Origin of the sequence: Chitinophaga arvensicola (assembly GCF_900110835.1) — a bacterium.
Classification (GTDB): domain Bacteria; phylum Bacteroidota; class Bacteroidia; order Chitinophagales; family Chitinophagaceae; genus Chitinophaga; species Chitinophaga arvensicola.
The window spans coordinates 1,681,202-1,700,510 of the sequence record NZ_FOJG01000001.1; the positions used below are offsets into that span (position 1 = coordinate 1,681,202).

At 47.6% G+C, this 19,309-nt stretch carries 16 protein-coding genes; 15 read left to right on the plus strand and 1 reads right to left on the minus strand.

The annotated features are described in order from the left end of the window. Positions 1-33 precede the first annotated feature (33 nt). Together BMW79_RS07185 and BMW79_RS07190 are read left to right on the plus strand one after the other, a co-directional pair. Entirely contained in the window at positions 34-2,676 is a 2,643-nt protein-coding gene (locus tag BMW79_RS07185) for a TonB-dependent receptor (protein WP_089892471.1), read from the plus strand. A 4-nt stretch (positions 2,677-2,680) separates the two neighbouring features. Next, on the plus strand, positions 2,681-3,538 hold the full coding sequence (locus BMW79_RS07190) for a DUF4249 domain-containing protein (protein ID WP_089892474.1): 858 nt from the start codon (positions 2,681-2,683) through the stop codon (positions 3,536-3,538). A gap of 8 nt (positions 3,539-3,546) precedes the next feature. On the opposite strand, the gene BMW79_RS07195 is transcribed toward BMW79_RS07190, so the two are convergent. Then, positions 3,547-3,807 (minus strand): hypothetical protein, encoded by a 261-nt coding sequence (locus tag BMW79_RS07195; RefSeq protein WP_143059098.1) that lies wholly within the window; start codon positions 3,805-3,807, stop codon positions 3,547-3,549. A 442-nt stretch (positions 3,808-4,249) separates the two neighbouring features. On the opposite strand from BMW79_RS07195, the gene BMW79_RS07200 reads away from it, so the two are divergent. From BMW79_RS07200 to BMW79_RS07260, 13 genes are all read left to right on the plus strand, one after another. Next, positions 4,250-5,092: a heme/hemin ABC transporter substrate-binding protein gene (locus tag BMW79_RS07200; RefSeq protein ID WP_089892480.1), complete on the plus strand. Its 843-nt coding sequence runs from the start codon at positions 4,250-4,252 to the stop codon at positions 5,090-5,092. A 10-nt stretch (positions 5,093-5,102) separates the two neighbouring features. Beyond that, positions 5,103-6,158: a FecCD family ABC transporter permease gene (locus BMW79_RS07205; protein ID WP_143059099.1), complete on the plus strand. Its 1,056-nt coding sequence runs from the start codon at positions 5,103-5,105 to the stop codon at positions 6,156-6,158. After that, positions 6,155-7,000: a heme ABC transporter ATP-binding protein gene (locus tag BMW79_RS07210; protein WP_177192069.1), complete on the plus strand. Its 846-nt coding sequence runs from the start codon at positions 6,155-6,157 to the stop codon at positions 6,998-7,000. The genes BMW79_RS07205 and BMW79_RS07210 overlap by 4 nt, the downstream gene beginning before the upstream one ends. Continuing rightward, complete coding sequence (locus BMW79_RS07215; protein ID WP_089892489.1) at positions 6,975-8,015, plus strand: hemin-degrading factor; 1,041 nt, start codon at positions 6,975-6,977, stop codon at positions 8,013-8,015. Before BMW79_RS07210 ends, BMW79_RS07215 begins: the two co-directional genes overlap by 26 nt. 185 nt (positions 8,016-8,200) lie before the next feature. Further along, on the plus strand, positions 8,201-8,920 hold the full coding sequence (locus BMW79_RS07220; protein ID WP_089892492.1) for a hypothetical protein: 720 nt from the start codon (positions 8,201-8,203) through the stop codon (positions 8,918-8,920). Between the two features lie 65 nt (positions 8,921-8,985). After that, positions 8,986-9,648, plus strand: coding sequence for a hypothetical protein (locus BMW79_RS07225; protein ID WP_089892496.1), 663 nt, complete (start codon positions 8,986-8,988; stop codon positions 9,646-9,648). A gap of 92 nt (positions 9,649-9,740) precedes the next feature. Further along, positions 9,741-10,652 (plus strand): hypothetical protein, encoded by a 912-nt coding sequence (locus tag BMW79_RS07230; RefSeq protein ID WP_089892499.1) that lies wholly within the window; start codon positions 9,741-9,743, stop codon positions 10,650-10,652. A gap of 18 nt (positions 10,653-10,670) precedes the next feature. After that, positions 10,671-12,797, plus strand: a complete 2,127-nt coding sequence (locus BMW79_RS07235) for a TonB-dependent receptor plug domain-containing protein (RefSeq protein ID WP_089892502.1) — start codon at positions 10,671-10,673, stop codon at positions 12,795-12,797. Positions 12,798-12,813: 16 nt separating this feature from the next. Then, positions 12,814-13,512 carry an HmuY family protein gene (locus BMW79_RS07240; protein WP_089892505.1) on the plus strand — a complete coding sequence of 233 codons (699 nt, stop codon included), beginning with the start codon at positions 12,814-12,816 and terminating at the stop codon, positions 13,510-13,512. Between the two features lie 24 nt (positions 13,513-13,536). Beyond that, positions 13,537-14,316, plus strand: a complete 780-nt coding sequence (locus tag BMW79_RS07245) for an HmuY family protein (RefSeq protein WP_089892507.1) — start codon at positions 13,537-13,539, stop codon at positions 14,314-14,316. Between the two features lie 137 nt (positions 14,317-14,453). Continuing rightward, a complete protein-coding gene (locus BMW79_RS07250) occupies positions 14,454-15,008 on the plus strand; it encodes an RNA polymerase sigma factor (protein WP_089892510.1) in 555 nt (184 codons plus the stop codon). Between the two features lie 65 nt (positions 15,009-15,073). Further along, positions 15,074-16,048: a FecR family protein gene (locus tag BMW79_RS07255; RefSeq protein WP_143059100.1), complete on the plus strand. Its 975-nt coding sequence runs from the start codon at positions 15,074-15,076 to the stop codon at positions 16,046-16,048. A 39-nt stretch (positions 16,049-16,087) separates the two neighbouring features. Then, entirely contained in the window at positions 16,088-19,303 is a 3,216-nt protein-coding gene (locus tag BMW79_RS07260) for a SusC/RagA family TonB-linked outer membrane protein (RefSeq protein ID WP_089892516.1), read from the plus strand. The last annotated feature ends 6 nt before the right edge of the window (positions 19,304-19,309 follow it).

Consider the following 19,309-nt stretch of genomic DNA (forward strand, 5'->3'; position numbering starts at 1 on the left):
AAGGGATGCTCACACTTTCAATTTAAGAATACTATGTCGTTAGCCTTAAAACTGCTGACGGGAATATTTATATTATGTTTCCCCCTGCAGGCTTTCGGGTGGGACTGGCAAACAAAGGTAACGGTAGTAGTGAAGGACCAGCCTTTAGAGGTGGTATGTGGAATACTGGAAAAAGAATATGGCATTCATTTTTCCTATAGCCGGGAACTGGTCAATCTGTCCCGCAAGGTTACGTTAACAGCCCATCAGCAACGCCTGAAAAAATTACTGGACGAACTGTTTTCCCCCGACGATATCCGGTTTACCCGCGTGGGTGAACAGATCGTGCTGTTGCCTGCCGAACGCAGCACCCGTACCATCAGCGGGTATATCAAAGATGCCAGCAGCGGCGAAAATCTTATTGGTGCTACCGTATATGCGCCTGCACTCAAACAGGGTACTACCACCAATCAATATGGTTTCTTTAGTTTAACCACAGTGAAAGATACCAACAGCCTGGTAGTGTCTTACGTCGGCTATCAGCCACATTTGCAGCGGGTGCCCGACAAAGGGGATCATCTGCTGAATGTTACGCTTCAGCCACTTGGCAGCCTGAAAGAGGTGGTGATCAGTGCGAAAGAAAACAGTAAGCTCCAGGAACAGACGCAGATGAGCAAGGTAAAGCTGAATGCATCGGAAGTGCAGTCTATGCCCCGCTTACTCGGGGAAGTGGATGTGATGCGTACGTTGCAATCGCTGCCTGGTGTAAGCGGAGGCTCCGATGGCGCCGGTGGCTTGTATGTACGGGGTGGCGGGCCGGATCAGAACCTGGTGCTGATAGATGGTACGCCGGTATTTAATTTCTCTCACTTTTTTGGTGTGTACTCCTTACTGAATGCCAATGTGGTAAAAACTACGGACCTGTATAAAGGCGCTTTCCCGGCGCGTTTCGGCGGAAGAATATCTTCCGTGGTAGATATTGCCATGAAGGAAGGCGATATGAAGGAATACCATGGCGATGCCTCTATCGGGCTTATCGCCGCCAAGTTTAATATAGAAGGGCCTATTGTCAAAGATAAAACATCGTTCATGCTATCTGCCCGCCGCTCTTACCCGGATCTGTTGTTGAATGCAGCGTTGCAGTCGGATAATTCACTGGGCGTGGGCGGCGATTTTCAGGCTTATTTTTATGATGTCAATGCAAAAGTAAACCACATTTTTTCGCCGAAGGACCGCGTGTTCCTGAGTTTTTACAGAGGGGAAGATAACCTGTCGATTAAACAGACGGTAGATGACAGTACCTATGTGCATAATCCCGGGCAGTATCTTGGTGAAAGCAGCAAGTTTCAGCTGGGCTGGGGCAACACTATTGCGGCTATACGATGGAATCATATTTATGGTCCGCGTTTGTTTTCCAATATCTCCCTGAATTTTTCACAATATGAATTTTTCACAGAGTATGAGCATAAGTATGTGCTGCCAACTTCCGGGGAGAAATCGGATATGTATGGCACATATAATTCTGTGATGACGAACAGCGGAGGCAGGATAGATTTTGATTTCCGGCCCAATCCACGGCATTCTGTGCGTTTTGGGGCAATTACCACCATGCATAATTTTAAACCCGGTAATGCCTCTTTTGAAGATAAAGACAGCCCGGTAACGCCGCTGGATACGTTGGATGCGTCGTTGCGGGTAAGAGGACTGGAGTTGTCGTTGTATGCAGAGGATGACTGGCAGATAAAGCCGGATCTTTTTGCGAGCATTGGTGTGCATGCTTCCGGCTTCCTGGTGGAGGGCCGTTTTTATTATTCGCTGCAACCCAGGCTGGGACTACGTTATGTATTGCCCCGCAATTGGGCGGTGAAGGCGGCTTACACGCATATGAACCAGTATATCCACTTGTTGTCGAGCAATGGAAATACGTTGCCTACGGATATCTGGGTGCCTTCTACGCAGCGGGTAGCGCCTTTGTTTTCCAAACAGATTGCATTGGGCGTGGGTAAGACTTCTTCCAACCTGAAATATGAATTTACATTGGAGGGCTATTACAAGTCGATGTCCAATATGATTGAAAATAAAGAAACGAATGGTATTATCAGTCCGCTGGGCTCCCGCTGGGATGAGAATGTAACTGTTGGGAAAGGTTGGAGTTATGGTGCAGAAGTGATGTTGCAAAAGAAAAAGGGAAGCACTACCGGGTGGATCGGGTATACGTTGTCGTGGTCTGAGCGCCGTTTCCCCGGCATCAACAATGGTGAAATCTATCCTTACAAGTATGATCACCGGCATGATATAGAATTTGTACTGGTACAACAGTTAGGGCGGCATTGGGAATTTTCCGCTTCCTGGCATTTTAACAGCGGAACGCCGATTACTTTGCCGGTGGCGAGTTATGCGGGTGGCGGGAATGCTTCTCCCTGGGATCCTTCGCCTGGTACGCCTGGTGTAGATCGTTTTGATAACTGGAACAACTACCGGGGACAGGCGGTACACCGGATGGATGTGGGTATTACCTGGAATAAGCAGAAGAAGCGTTGGTCCAGGAGCTGGAACCTGAGTGTGTTTAATGTGTATAACAGGAAGAATCCGTTTTTATATTTAATCAGTGAAGATGCGGAAGCGCAGAAAAGGTACCTGTCGAAATTGACGATTCTGCCAATTCTGCCAAGTATCACTTATTCTATTAAATTTTAGCGAGATGAGGAAGAGCTATTTTATCGTAGGTGCGTTCGGGTTATCCATGCTTTTGAATGCATGTGAGAAAAAGGTAGAAATCCAGTTGCCTTATGAAGGCGATAAGATTGTAGTGAACAGCCTGATTCAGCCGGATAGTGTGGTGTACATCCGGGTAACGCGCAGTGTGCCCTCGAAGGTATTTGATGATGCGGGGTATAAGGATATTCCGGATGCAGCAGTGAGTCTTACTGCCAATGGTGTATCACTTCCTTTGCAGTTACAGACGATTAAAGGACTCTCTTACTATGTTTCCGGTGAGAAGGCAGTGCTGGGGCAACAATACCGGGTAGCCGTTACCGCACCGGGATTAAAGCCGGTAACGGGTACGGATACACTGGTAGCTGCTCCGCTGGCGAATGCTGCTACTGCGCAACGTAATAGTAACCGGGTGCAGTTTACGTTGAAAGACCGCGCAGCTTCCGCCGATTATTACCGGATCAGGATCTACAGAACGGATGCTGGCAGCGGACAGGTAACCTTCCTGCTTTTCAGGCTGGATCCTGCTTTTAATAACAACCTGGTAGACTTCTTTTCCAAGGGTAACTACAACAGCCTGATCATGAGCGATGAGCGCTTTAATGGTAAACCTGTCAACTTCGTACTGCAAACTGCTGATCCCCTTACGGGGGATGGTGACATTACCGTAGAAGTAAGTGCCCTCACCCGCAGTAGCTACTTATATTTCAATACACTGGCGGCCCAGAAGGAATCCGGGAATGCGCTCGTGGGTAACCCTGCCCGTGTATTTACCAATATTACAGATGGCTACGGTATTGTAGGCGGCATTAATACGAAGAGAATGACGTTTAAAATAGAATAATAGGCTGCTTAAAGGAAAAAATCATCTTTTTCCTGTCCGCCAACGGCATTATTGATATCTACCGACATTTTAATGGAATGCCCGATAATGGCGCTGTCCAGCGCCTTGTGTATAGCTGGTGTGGCTTTACGGAGTTCCGGATAGTTTTCTTCTGCCAGTTTCCGGGCGGCTGCAATCAGCCCGTCCTGTAAGTTTACAATTCTAGTTTGTTCCTGCATAGTGTCTTTAAATATTGGCGATAGTGGGTCCAGTAGCTCATCCCAATCCATGAAAAATAAATTTAACTGCACTTACAAACACGCAAACGGACATTTAGTTGAACAACGAACTAATTTATTTTTAGAATTTCCCGATTTGTCATAAAATTTCCCGATTTGATTATTTGGTTACAATTTTATGACGTAAGTTTGTTTCAGCAAATAATTACTCCGCTAAAAGTTATTGCATAGACGCTTCATGACCCATGATGTAGTCTGTGTTTTCATCACCTTATTAATCATTCTCGTTAAAGATATTGGCAGGCGCCTTAAGCAACGCACCTGTCAGAAGGGATCATTGTGTCCTTTCAAAATTAACCTTCGGGAACATGGCGGAGTAAAGATTGTTCCTGCGGGCCGTGGTTGCCCTATCCCGGGTAGGGCAACCATTTTTTTACGTATCAGTTTACCACACAAGAAGCCCATTCGCTACTCTTAAAAAATACACTTATTTATGCAACTCAAGTTACGGTGGAGCACCGTATTGCTCCTGCTATGCTTTCATATAAGCGTAAGCGTTAGTGCGCAATCAACAGCCGCTAAAAGGATTGTATCACTGAATGGTACCGTTACAGAAATCCTGTGCGACCTTGGTTTTCAGCAGCAGATTGTAGGCGTGGATGTAACCAGTACCTGGCCTGCTGCTATGGATAAAGTGCCTAAAGTAGGACACAACCGCAACATCACTGCTGAGCCTGTGCTGGCGCTGCAACCCGATATGATTATTTCCACCACCAACTTTCTCAGCCCGGCAGTATTGTCACAGTTTGAAAACGTAGGGATCAAACACCTGATCGTGGAACAGGAATATTCGGTGGCCGGTACCAAAAAACTGATCACCCAGATTGCTGCTGCTTTAAAGGTGGCGGACAAGGGCGCACAGCTGTGCAAACAACTGGATCAGCAACAGGCGGCCCTGAAAATAGTACCACAAAATAAAAAGGTATTATTCATTTATGCCCGTGGTGCAGGTACCATGATGGTAGCCGGGGAAGCTACTCCGATGGATAAAATGATTGCCCTGGCCGGTGCAAAAAATGCCGCCAACGGGTTCAATGATTTCAAGCCACTTACCGCAGAAGCCCTCGTAGCCGCCAATCCGGATGTGATCCTGTTGTTTGATACCGGACTGCAAAGCCTGGGTGGGGTAGACGGCCTGCTGAAAGTGCCGGGCGTAGCACAAACCAGCGCCGGAAAAAATAAGAAAGTGATTGTAATGGACGGGCAGTTGCTGACCGGATTCAGTCCGCGTGTAATAACGGCGGTAAAGGAACTTTCACAAAAGATCAGCGGATAAATACAACACTTTGAAGAAAATAATGAAGCACGCCGGTGCTGTCGGACTGCTGGCACTACTCTTAATCATGGTAGTGCTGGTGGCTACCGGTACCGGCGCTATGCATATTCCGCCGCTGCAGGTATTGGCCATCCTGTTGCAGAAAGCCGGTATTACGTTGCCGGTAAGCTACGACAGCAGCACAGCCGCTGTGTTACTGGTGATCCGGCTGCCAAGAGTAGTGCTGGCCGTACTGATCGGTGCTGGCCTGTCGATGGCCGGCGCCGCCTTACAGGGATTATTCCGCAACCCGATGGCAGATCCGGGGCTGATCGGTATCAGCTCCGGCGCTTCTGTAGGCGCGGTACTAATCATTGTATTCCAGGCATCGTTGCCGCTCTGGCTGAACACGGGATGGGTACATTATTACGCGATGAATATAGCGGCCTTTTGCGGCGCGTTTATCGCTGCCTGGCTCATCATCCGGATTGCACATACCAGCAACGGTGCTATCGTGTCTATGATGCTGCTGGGCGGGATTGCGCTCAATGCCCTGTGTATGTCTTTTACGTGGCTGATGGCGTATGTGTCGACCAATGAACAGATGCGCAGTATTATTTTCTGGACCATGGGAAGTTTGGGTGGCGCTACGTGGCAAACGGTATTGGCGGTAACGCCTTTTATTGTATTGCCCTTGTTGTTGTTGCCGCGCCTGGCGGGTGCACTCGATGTGTTTGCACTGGGGGAAAATGAAGCGAAGCACACCGGTGTAAATGTATCGGCACTTAAAATGAAATTATTGCTGCTCTCTACTATGGTGGTGGCGGCAAGTGTGGCCGTAGCCGGTGTGATTGGTTTTGTGGGATTGGTGATCCCGCATATCGTCCGGCAGTTTACAGGGCCGTCTTACCGGCTGTTGTTTCCATGTGCGGCTTTGTCCGGCGCAATTTTATTAACGGTGGCAGATCTTTTCAGCAGAACGATTGCAGCGCCGGCGGAATTGCCGGTAGGTATTATTACCGCTATGCTGGGGGCGCCCTTTTTTATATGGCTCATCTTAAAAGAAAAAAGATCCTTACTGCTATGATGCTGGATGTACAAGAACTGTCGCTGTCGCTGGGCGGTCACCGGATTCTTCACCAGGTGAGTTTCCAGGCGAAAGCCGGGGAATGCTGCGTGATCATGGGTGCCAACGGCGCAGGAAAATCTACGTTGCTGAAAGTACTGGCCGGGGAATACCCGCATTATACCGGTAGCGTATTGCTAGGCGGGAATCCTTTGCGGGAGCTGACTACCGCAGAACAGGCCCGGCAACGGGCGGTATTATCGCAGCGTATTCAGCTGCATTTACCTTTTACGGTAAGTGAACTGGTGAAAATGGGGCGGTATGTATATGGAGAAAAGGAGACGGTGGATAAGGCGATAGTGGACTATGCCATGCATACCCTCCAGGTGTATGAACTGCGTGACCGTGCCTGGACTACCCTTTCCGGTGGTCAGCAACAGCGTGTGCATATGGCCCGTGTATTGGCGCAACTACTGGAAGCGCCGCAGCTGGACGGTGGCGTTGATGGCAAAATATTACTACTCGATGAACCGGTAACGGGAATGGACATACGTCATCAGCAGCTGGCGTTGCAACTGGCTGCGGAACTGGCGGAGCATGGTGTACTGGTAGTAGCGGTGCTCCATGATTTTCACCTGGCCGCTGCCTGGGCAGATCGCATTTTTATGCTGCATAAAGGCAGTATTTACGCGGCAGGAACAACGGAGGTGGTACTCACTGCTGCCAATATCCGCCACTGCTTTGATATAGATGTACAGGTATTGGAACATCCTGCCTGTGATCATCCCATCATTATGACACTCAATCACACTCATCTCTCAAAAAAAATAACAGAAAATGGAAGCAATTATTTCTCCGCTTAAAACACAATGGCTGGCCTACCAGCAGGAACATCCAAAAGTGCGCATACGTGATGCCGCCAAAGCACTGAAAGTGAGCGAAGCCCAGCTGGTGGCTTCCTGTACGGGGCCGCAGGTGAAACATCTGCAAAATGATTACCGTTCCCTGTTGCTGAAAATGCCTGCACTTGGAAGGGTGATGGTGTTAACACGCAACGAAAGCTGTGTGATAGAACGGAAGGGCATTTTTGAAAATGTAAGTACAGATAATAAACATGTAGGTATTGTATTAGGAAAAGATATTGATCTGCGGATGTTTATCAATAAATGGACATATGGCTTTGCACTGGATGAGGATGCCGCTACCGGTTTTAAGAAGTCGCTGCAGGTGTTTGACAGCGCCGGGGATGCGATCATTAAGATCTATGCACAGCCGGAAACAGATGTGGAGGCATGGGATGCGCTGGTAGCGGAGTTTATAGCTACCGAACAACCGGATGAGATAACGGTAACGCCTGCGCCGGCACCGCCTCCCACAGCAACGCACATCGATAAAGAGAAATTTCTGGCCGACTGGGCAGCCCTGAAAGATACCCACGATTTTTTCCCCATGCTGATGAAGCACCGCGCAGGGCGATTACAGGCCGTAGAGGCAGCGGAAGGCACCTATACGCGCAAGGTAGATAACAATAGTGTGAAAGTAATCCTGGAAGATGCGGCTGCTACCGGTTTAGAGATCATGGTGTTTGTAGGGAATCATGGTAATATCGAAATACATACCGGTGCGGTACAAAAGATACTGGAAATTCCGGGTTGGATCAATGTGATGGATCCTGATTTTAACCTGCATCTCAAAACAACAGATATCGCACATTGCTGGGTGGTAGACAAGCCAGCAGAGGGCGGAGTAACTTCCCTGGAGGTATTTGATGCTGCCGGAGAAATGATTGTACAATTTTTCGGAAAGCGTAAACCAGGCATTCCTGAACTTCCTGAATGGCGTAAACTATTGACAAAGTTGTCGTTACAAAAAGGATAATATTTTTTCCCGATCCGATCTGCTTATTTCGTTTCCGACATTTATTTTTGCATTGCTTATTCATACTCCGCCCGTAAACAAACCCGAAATAAGTATTTAATTTTTTAATCAATTACTGATAGCTGCTCCGCAAAGACGGGCGGAGCCCCCTTATTCCAGAATTTAACAATAACGACTATACGAAAATGAAAATCGGTATATCAACTATTAAATCGCTGATGTTATGTGCAGCGGGTAGTGCTTTGTTGCATGCCTGTAAGAAAACGGAAGATGCTCCGCCGTTGCCGGAAAACCGGATACTGCAATTTGCTGTGACCAATGCGGCAGATGGTCCTGTGCAAGGTGTGATCAATCATAAGGATGCCACAATCGTCCTGTATATCCCTTACTATACCGCACTGTTGTCGCTGCAGCCGGAAATCAAAATTCCTGCCGGCGCTACCGTTACACCTGCCAGTAATACATTTATCCAGAACTGGGCGGTTAAGCAAGCCATGGATAGCGCGATGACATATACTGTGAAAGCAAAAGACGGTAGTACTGCTAACTATAAGTTACGGATAGATGGCCAACAACCGGAAATTACTGTAAATGAAATTACCACCGATCCTGCGAAACCGTTTACCCTCACGCATAAGCATAAGTCGGAAAGCGAAATCATCGGGGTAGCAGGTGATAACCTGATCCCGAATTTCAAAACTAATTTTATTACACTCGTGAATGAGCAGGGGAAAGGATTTACGCTGGAAACAAAATCGTATAATCCTATTGGCTATAAAAACTTTACCGGTTCTATTCCTCCGGATTCCAACGCCTTGCCATCCGGTAAGTATGCTGTCAGGGTAACCTGTTTCAGCAAAACGGTGAAGCTGAAAAACCCTGTCTTCATCAAACAGATACCCTAAGATCCATAGTGCCTGCATCGGCCTGTCCGTATCAGCATTTTATCATAAATAAATTCCTTGAAAACATGACTAGTTTATTGAAAAAAGTAGCAGCTGTTGCATTGGTTGCCCTCATAGCCACTGCCTGCCGGAAAGAAAACGCAGATCAATCCCTGCAGCAACTTTCCAATAGCAATCTGTCCAAACAAGAAATCGGCGGCGGTGTAACCCTGGCCCGCGCTGTAGGCGCCGGCGATACTGCACAGGTGCGTAACCTTAAAAGCGATAGTATTATTCCTCCGTCTACTCCGGCGCCATTTTATTACAGCCTCAGTACGGAGTCCATTGTTGGCGCTACGAGTTCTTCACGTGCGTTACAGTTCAATGGCTATTTTAACGCGGATATCAATGGTATAAACGGATTCACACTGAAGTATGTAGATGCTGCAACTGCCACCTATGCCAGTATCACTGCTCTCAATGCCGTGTCTGTTTCCAGTGCCGTAACAGCTAACAAAGTAGGTTACAACAATGGTACTACCATCGGTTGGTACAACTACTTCTTCAACGATAATCATAAAGTATTACCAGTAGCAGGCAGAACGATCATTGCCTACAAAACAGTGGGTACTACCGTTACAGAAATCTACAAGATAAAGATGCTCAGTATCTATAAAGATATGCCTGCCAGTCCTACCGGTACAGAGCCTATTCCTTATCTGTCATTCGATTACGAACGGTTACAATAAAAAAAGTACCGGCCCTTCTCACTTCATCGCACCCTCGGAAAGTGTAATGTAATGCAGGCCGGTACAGGTATTATGGATAAAATTATTATAAAATGAATACTTTGAACAAATATTTTTTTGCGGGTTGTCTGTTGCTGCTAAGTGCCTGTACAAAAGAGAATGCAAAACTCCCCTATAGCGAAATCACTTCCTTTAATATTCCTTATGGCAATGGTCAGTCATTGAGCGCTGCCATCGACGGACAGGATATCATCGTATACTGGCCCTTTGAACAGCAAATGCCCACCGAAATAACGCCCCAGATCACCGTATCTGACCAGGCGGCCGTAAAGCCTGCCAGTGGCGCGAAAGTGGCCTTAAGCAGCGCTACCTCCTACACGGTTACCGCACAGGATGGATCAACTGTTATCTATAAAATCCGCATTGTTTCCGTACAACCCACCCCTGTTGTAACGGCCCTGCAAAATGACTGGTACAGCTTTATTGGCCCCGGTTATAAAGATAAACTGGATGCCCTGTACGTGATCAGGGACAGCAGCCGTACCCACTTATCTGTTATTTCAGGCGCCGGGAAAAAAGTACCCCTCATTATTGATTCCATTACCCGCGAAAGGATTTATTATACGATGCCGGCAGTACTTGATACCGGTAAATACAGGATGTTCCTGGAAACAGGCAGCTTCAGTTTCACCGGTAAAACGGATCTGTACTACCGCGAGCATGAACCGGAGCTGGAAGATTATGGTAACCTCACGCTGAAACGTGGCCAGACCTTTACCCTGAAAGGAAAATATTTAAACAAGGTAACAGCTGCCCTGATCATGCCGGATTTTGTGAACCAGTTCGATCTGGAGGTGATCAGCAATACCGCTACATCCGTGACGCTGCGCTTACCCGCCAGTGTGCCCGCAGGTACGTACGCAGGAGGTATCGCGATAGAAGATCTGTACTACCGTTATTCGAATTACTACAGTATAGAATCGCCGATCATTGTCACTGAATAAAATTAATGCACTCCGGGAATGTTTTATCGTCCACTCATTTTTATCTGTATAGGTTGTTGTGCCTGCCTGCTGGCAAAAGCACAGACCGACAGCAGCAAAGCACCGCATAATCTGCGCAGTGTGGAAGTAACTGCCACTAAAGCAGCCGCAGAAAGCCTGGTGAGTAAAGCCGCCATGCCGGTGACTATCATCGACCGCAAAGCCATCGATATGATGGGCAGCCGCCGCCTCGATGAAGTATTGCGGGAGCAAACGGGACTTGCTGTTGTAAACGATATTAAAGGTGGATCCAGGGCCGTAGGATTACAGATGCAGGGATTCAGTTCTGCCTATACCATGATCCTGATCGATGGGCAACCCATGATAGGACGTAATGCCGGCGACTTTGACCTGTCGCGCATCACTGTTTCCGATATAGAAAGAATTGAAATCGTTAAAGGCGCTTCCTCCAGTTTATTTGGAAGTGAAGCGCTGGCCGGCGTTATTAATATTGTTACCCGTCAAAGTATTCAGAAGGCGCAGGCACTGGCTGCCTTCCGCTATGGCTCCATGAATAATGCAGATGCTACACTGGAAGGCGAAACACCTATCAACAAAGGGAAGGGCGCCGCTTACCTGTCTGCCAACTATTATCATACGGATGGCTTCAGCGTAAATCCTTATCTCACCCGGGGCGCTACCGCGCCGCCCTACAACAGTTTTTCCCTGCAGGGACGCGCGCGTTACGCCCTCAGTCCTGCTTCAACGCTCAGCTTTTCCGGTCGTTATGCTCACCGCCGTTCCGTTTCTGTAAACAGCTTTGGTAAAGACGATCTGCATACCAGCCGTGATGTACTCGATGAAGGCGATATGAATGCTTCCCTGTTGCTGAACACCCATTTCAAGGGCGGCACGAGAATGAAAACGCAGTATTACCTGACCCGTTACAGTTCCGATCAGCAAACCACACTCACAGAAGCAGGTGTACTGAACGCACAGAATGTATTTACCCAATACCTGCACCGTGCGGAAGTGCAGGTGGCGAAAGAACTGTTACATGCCTGGTCGCTGACTGCGGGCGCCGGGGGCACCCTGGAAACGATGAACAATGTGAATTACCGTGACGTTGGCAATATGACCGGCGCATTTGGTTATACACAGCTCGACTGGAAACCACGGGACAACTTTAGTGCATTGGCAGGTGTGAGATATGATCATCATAATAATTTTGGCGGGCGCCTGAATCCAAGTATTGGTTTAAGGTATACACCTGTAGCACGTATTACGCTGAAAGCCTCCCTGGGTACAGGTTTTAAAACACCTGATTTTAAAGAGCGGTACCAGATATTTACCAATCCGCAGCAGGGATATACCGTACTGGGAGCCACGGTGCTGGCATCCGCGCTGAAGGATATGCAGAAAGCAGGTCAGATCAGCGAGATCAGGCCGGTGGCAGATCTGATTGCCCAACAATTAAAGGCAGAAACATCCGTGTCTTATAACGTAGGCGTTACCGTTAGTTTACCTGCGGCTATCCGGCTGGATGTGAATGGCTTTTACCACGATGTACACAACCTGATCAATACTATACAGGTAGCTACCAAAACCAATTACCAGCAGGTATTTTCCTATATGAACCTGGACCGGGCGTATATGACGGGCCTGGAAGCCAGCATCGGCTGGAAGCCGCTGGAAGGGCTGGATGTAAGCGCCGGTTACCAGTTGCTCTATGCAAAGGACCGGAGCGTAACAGCTGCTATCAAAGCAGGTACCTGGCCTTATAATACCATCCGGAATAACAATACCGGAGAGTCGCGCCCCTCTGTGGTATCCGATTATTTCGGCCTGGAGAACCGTTCCCGGCATATGATGAACCTGCGGGTATTCTATGAATATGCGCCCTGGGGCATTACGGCATCCTGCAGGATGAATTACCGTGGCAAATACGGATTTGATGATGCCAATGGTAACCGGTTTATTGATCGCTACGATACGTTTGTGGAAGGCTACTATCTATTGTTTGCTTCCCTGGAAAAGAAACTTTTTAACCGGCATCTATCGGTACAGATTACCGCTGATAACGTGCTGGGCTATACGGATATGCTGATGCCTGCCCAGCCGGGACGGATCATCATGGCAGGCATTTCCTGGCGTTTTTTTAAGTAATTAAAACATCATCACCATGAAATTAAGAGTAGTAGCCATTGTGGCCCTGATCGCAGGAATGGCGGCGTGTAAAAAAGACGATAATAACACTCCGAAGAAGAATTATGAAGATGGAAAAAGCACCGTGATCTATGATATGGCGGGCGATACCCGGGCTTCCGTAGGCGATGGGATAGATGGCAAAGAGAAAAAGCCGTTTGCCACTTTTCTTTTCAGTTTTAAAACGGGGAGACAATCATGGGATACTTCACTGGCTAACCGCCAGAGTAATAGCTGGGACCTGGCATTTACAGACCTGTATAATTCGCTGGTGATTGTAAATAATGGTACCAAAAACAGGAGTCCCGGTAAAGGTGGCAGTGGAGTGGGCGCCATCGTATTATACGACAAGCCCTACGCAGATGTTTCCACAGCGCCGGACGACGAATATTTTAAATCAAACGACCTGGTGAGCATTGGTTGGGATGGCTATCCGTTACCATCCGATAAGGGCTGGTATTTTTACAGTCTTACTACGCATCTCGCCCGGGCTATGCCTAACCGCACCTTCGTAGTGCGTACTGCTGATGGTAAGTTTGCCAAGCTGGAATTAATCAGCATGTACAAGGGTAACCCGCCTGCTGTTACAGATCTGCTCTGGCCGGCGCCTTATTTTACCATCCGTTATTTTTTACAGGAAGATGGCAGCCGGAACCTGGCTACTCCTGCCAATTAAACTCATGCTCAAAACTGAATTCATATGAAATTTACTTTTCCGATAGCCGTTGCCGTAGTATGCCTGTTGGCAGCCTGCTCTAAAAGCAATGATGATAAAACACCTCCGGAGGTGAATCCTCCTGCCGGAGAAGTAGTGAAAACCGGTGTGTACACTATCAATAACATGGTGGCAGATACTTCCGCCACTTCTGCTATTAATGCTGCTACTATTTATTATAGCCTGGAGTATAATAAGATCATCCCGGCGTCGCAGGCGCAAACGGCGAACTGGGACATTGCTTTCACGGGCATCTATAACAGCAGCATTGCACCCAATAACGGGAAAGCGCCTAACAGTCCCGGTTTCGGTGGTCCTGGTCAGGGAGCCGTGTACCTGGTGCTGGATAAAGATGCGGAAGCCGCTTTTGATCCCGTGAAGCTGCAGCCGGTGAAGATCCCTATTGCTGCGAACCTGTTTGACGTATCTTTTAACGCGGTGAAAACGGTGACCATTCCGGAAACGGATTTTGTAAGTAATGATTATATAGGACTGGATCATTTCATGGGGACGGGTAACGGCTATGCTTACTACGATTTTTATGGCGCCCTGTTTCCCGGCAACACCAAAAAAACGCATATTGTATACACGCTACCCCGTACCGTGCTGGTGAAAACAGCCAAAGGCAAATACGCCAAACTGCAAATCACCAGTGTTTATAAAGACAGTCCGGCCGACCCTAACCGGGACAATAAGACAGGCTATATGTCTTTCCGTTATGCCATCCAGATGGACGGTTCAAAGCAACTTGATATCAGTAAATAAGATAATATAACAATTAGGATACTTACGGCTTAAAGAAACGTGCTTTCTTTAAGCCTTATATTAATACTTCGCTATATTTTTGTTACCCCGTTTTTTCTTTTAAAAACCTGCTCTATTTTTAGGCCATATACTTTTATATGCCTGAACAATTCCCCGTTGATCTTATTCATCGGCTACGTACTGGTGATTTTAAATTATTTGAGCTGATTTTCAACACTTACTGGGAGGAACTGTACACCTATGCGGCAAAAGTAACCGGGAGTGAAGAGGATGCACAGGATATTATTCAAGATTTGTTTGCCAGCATCTGGGAGCGCAGGGCCCGGCTGGAATTGCATACCCATATCCGTTATTACCTGTTTAGCGCTGTAAGGAAACAGATCCTGTGTAAATTCCGTGATGACGGATTAAAAGAGAAGCACCTGGAGAAATTCATTACCCATAGTGAACTCCGTTCGGAACTGACCCTCAATTCCCTGATTCATAAAGACCTGCTGAACCAATTGCAGCAAGACCTGCAGCATTTACCTGAAAAAGAGCGCCAGGTATTTGAATGGTATCATTTTGATGAACTGAGCATCCGCGAAATAGCGATGATGCATGGTACGGCCGAGCAAACGGTGCGTAACCAACTGGGCAATGCCTATAAAAAAGCCCGTCCTATGCTGAACCGGCTGCTGATGTTCCTCTGATTTTTCCCCCTCCAGTGTTACCTTAATGTTAAGCCGGGTATCCGGATAGTTAAAATGGAAGAGGTGTGCAACTTAGTCATAAACACCACACCTTGATCCGGTCAAAAATAAAAGCACTCATCAATAAGTACCTGGATAGCAAAGCTACCCCGGAAGAAGAGCAATTGCTCCATAACTGGCTGGATGTATTGGCCGAAGATGCCCGTCCTGGTGCAGAAAGGGATGCCCAAAGCAGGGAGCAGCTGCGCCTGGAAATCCTGGCCGCTATTAAACAGCGGACCGGACAAACCACAAAGGTGTTCCCTATCTGGAAAAAATGGTCGGCTGCCGCTGCTGTTTTAGTAATGCTGGGAGCTGGCAGCTGGTGGATGCTGAATAGCTGGTCTTCCCGGAAAATCGCCTGGCTGGAAATGCGCACCGCCATCGGGGAGAAAAAAATGCTGTTGCTGCCGGATAGTAGCCGGATCTGGCTGGGAGCCAATGCTGTGTTGAAATATCCGGATCATTTTACATCCACACGGCAGGTAGAACTGGTATCGGGAGAAGCATTTTTTGATATTGCTCCCGCCACCAACCAACCTTTCAGCGTAAGCACCGATAGTTTGGAGGTGCAGGTACTGGGTACTTCCTTCCATATCAGGGCATATCCGCATCAGTTAATGGAAATAGGGGTAAGCACGGGGAAAATAAGTGTGAGTAAAAATAAAGAAGTGTTAGGATTATTAACGGCTAATCAATTATTGCAGATTAACAGAAACGGCTATACTTTTTCACAATCTACCGTGTCGTTCGCAGATAGCAATGGCTGGAAACAGGACAAAATCGTATTTGATAACATGCCTGTAGCCGATGCCCTGTTGTTGCTGGAGAATTACTATCCGGTGAAGTTCCACGTTAAGAAGCCACTGTACAGGCAAATCACCGGGTCGCTCTCCATGCATTTAACGATTACGCAGATCATCAATGTCCTGGACGATCTAACGGATCATCAGCTGAAAATTAAACCTGCGGGTGCAGGAAATTACACCATAGACCAATAAATATTTATTCCCTGAACTGAAATTAAAAAACATCTGGTTATGAATGTACGTAGTACTCATCTGCGTACAAGGATTTCTGTGAAACAGATATTCCTTGTAGCGCTCATGCTATCCCTATGTGGTAGCGTTAAAGCCCAGCAAAAAGCAAGGATCGTGCAGGAACTGCATGTTACCGCAGGTCCGCTGGCAGACGCCCTGAAAATGCTGCAAAAACAAAGCAGCGCCGATATTGTTTTTGATGCGGCATTAATCAAAAACCTGACAGTAAAAGCACAGGACTTCCGTTCACAGTCGGTGGAAGAAGTACTGCGTACTTTACTGAAAGGAAGCGGGTTCCAGTTTTCCGCTACAGAAGGGGTTTACATCATTAAAAAGGAAAAAGTAAAAACCACTGTCAACGGTACCGTTACCGATGAAGAAACCGGCGCCGCCTTACCTGGCGTAAGTGTGGTGGTAAAAGGAAATACACAGGGCAGCATCACCAATGCACAGGGTGGATTCTCCCTGCAGGCCGATGTTTCAGGAGATACCCTCGTGCTTTCTTCTCTCGGATATAAAGCTGTTCGCCTGGTACTGAATGGCCAGCAACAACTGCGTATAAAACTAAAATCAGATGCGAGCCTGTTGAACAGCGTGGTGGTGGTAGGTTACGGCCAAACTACCAAAGGCGATCTCACTGGCGCGGTATCCCATGTAGGTGCAGAAAACTTTAACTCTGGTGTATTCAACTCTCCCGAACAGCTGTTACAGGGTAAAGTACCCGGTCTGAATATTACCCGCAGCGGTGATCCCAATGCCACACCAGCGGTGATACTCAGGGGACCATCCACTTTCCGCGACGGGGAAGCACAGCAACCTTTCTATGTTATCGACGGAGTACCCGGCGCCAACATTCAGCTGGTATCGCCTTCAGACATCGTATCGATGGATGTACTCAAAGATGCGGCTTCCACGGCTATCTACGGTGCCCGTGCTGCCAACGGGGTGATCATGATCACTACCAAACGCGCCAAAGCCGGACAAAGCTGGGTAAGCTATAACGCTTACGCCGCTACGGAGCATATCTCCAACGCCATTCAAATGATGTCCGGTGATGAGCTCACGGCCTATCTGAAAGATAATGGAAAAGCCATCACACCTGCTTACGATGATAAAGCGAATAACGACTGGCAAAAGCTGGTGACCCGCAACGGTTTATCGCATAGCCATAACATTTCCTTCGGTGGTGGTAACGAAAAAACAGTATTCGATGGTAGTGTGAATTACCTGCAGAATAATGGTATCATGCAGAAATCATCTCTCGAAAGACTCAACGTAAGAGCCAACCTTGAGCAACGTGCCTTCAACGACCTGTTAAAGCTGAACCTGTCTATCAGCAACAGTTTAAGCACACAGAACCAGATCCCGGAACTGGTATTTATGAATATGCTGAATTACATGCCTACCGTGAATATCTTTAACCCGGATGGCACCTATAAAGAAGATTTCTCCCGTACACGTAATTACCTGAATCCGTTATCTCTCATCAATAATAACAGCGACCGCACCAAAAACAAAATCATGTTGGGAAATGCCCGCGCTGAATTGAAACTGCTGCCAGGACTGCGTTATACGCTGAACCTTTCCATGCAGGATGAGCAGATCAACCGCGATATTTACAACAACCGCGCTTCCGGTCTGGCACAGGGCGTAAAAGGACGTGCTACCCGCAGCGCCTATACGAATACCCGGAAAGTACTGGAAAATTACTTCAACTACGACGTATTGTTCGGCAGACATGACCTGCGTTTACTGGCAGGTTATTCCTGGCAGGAAGACCGTCGTGGCGACGGATTCCAGACCTCCAACCAGGGATTTGTGTCTGATGCTACCCAGGGTGACAACCTCGGACTTGGCAGCCCGGATGGTACCTTCCAGCCAAATTTTGGTAGTACCCGTATCCAGACCCTGCGCTTCATCTCCTTCTATGCAAGGGCGAATTACCAGTTCAACGATAAGTATCTCTTTATGGCCTCTGTAAGAAGAGACGGTTCTTCTGCCTTTGGTGCCAACAACCGCTGGGGTATCTTCCCCGCTGCTTCCGCTGCGTGGAAAATCAGTAAGGAAAACTTCCTCTCCGGTGTTTCCTGGATAGAAGACCTGAAACTGCGTGCAGGCTACGGCGTTACCGGTAACTCACTGGGCTTCGATCCGCTCATCGCTACACTGCGCTACGACATCACCGGTAAATTCTACAACGACGGCAGATTGATCAACGCTATCGGACCTGTGCAGAATGACAACCCGAACCTGAAATGGGAACGTACCGGCATGGCTAACATCGGTGTGGATTTCACCACCATGAAAGGACGTTTGAGCATGGCATTGGATTACTACGACAAACGCACCACCGATCTGATTTACTCTTATAACGTACCGGCTACACAATACTTTGTGGGTACCATGCTGGCAAACGTAGGTTCTATGAGCAATAAAGGTATTGAGTTCCAGGTGAACGCAGTGCCTGTAAAAACCGCTCATTTTACCTGGAATACCTCTGCCAACATCGCACATAATAAAAATAGGGTGCTGTCACTTTCCAACGATATTTTCTCCCTGAATTTTATTGAAACAGCAGAACTGGGCGGAAGAGGACAAACCAATAATAAATCACAACGTGTAGAAGCCGGTTATGCACTGGGTTCCTTCTACCTGTGGCAGTATGCCGACAAGAATGCGACCGGCATTTCCCAGTTCAAAAATGCGAAGGGCGAACTGGTAACCGGCCCTGTGGCGGCAGACCGTATATACAGTGGAGATGCTCAACCGGCCTTTACCTACGGCTGGAGCAACAGCTTCACCTGGCATAATTTCGACGCCAACATTTTTGTACGTGGCGTATCCGGTAATAAAATCCTGAATGCCACCCTGGCTAACCTGAATGCACCGAATGAAGCAGAGGGGATCAATCTTCCTAAGTCTTCCAAAACGGAGTCCATGAAAGATTTGAATGCACCTTATATTTCCAGCCGTTACCTCGAAAATGGTTCTTACTTACGATTGGATAATGCCACCATCGGTTACACAGTACCAATGGAAAATAAGTATATCAAAAAATTACGTGTATACGTATCCGGTAATAACCTGTTCGTGATTACGAAGTATAAGGGGATAGATCCGGAAATCAATATGGGCGGACTTACACCAGGTATAGATAACAACAATTTCTATCCTAAAACCCGTTCTTTCCTTTTTGGTTTAAATGCAACATTCTAAAAACTG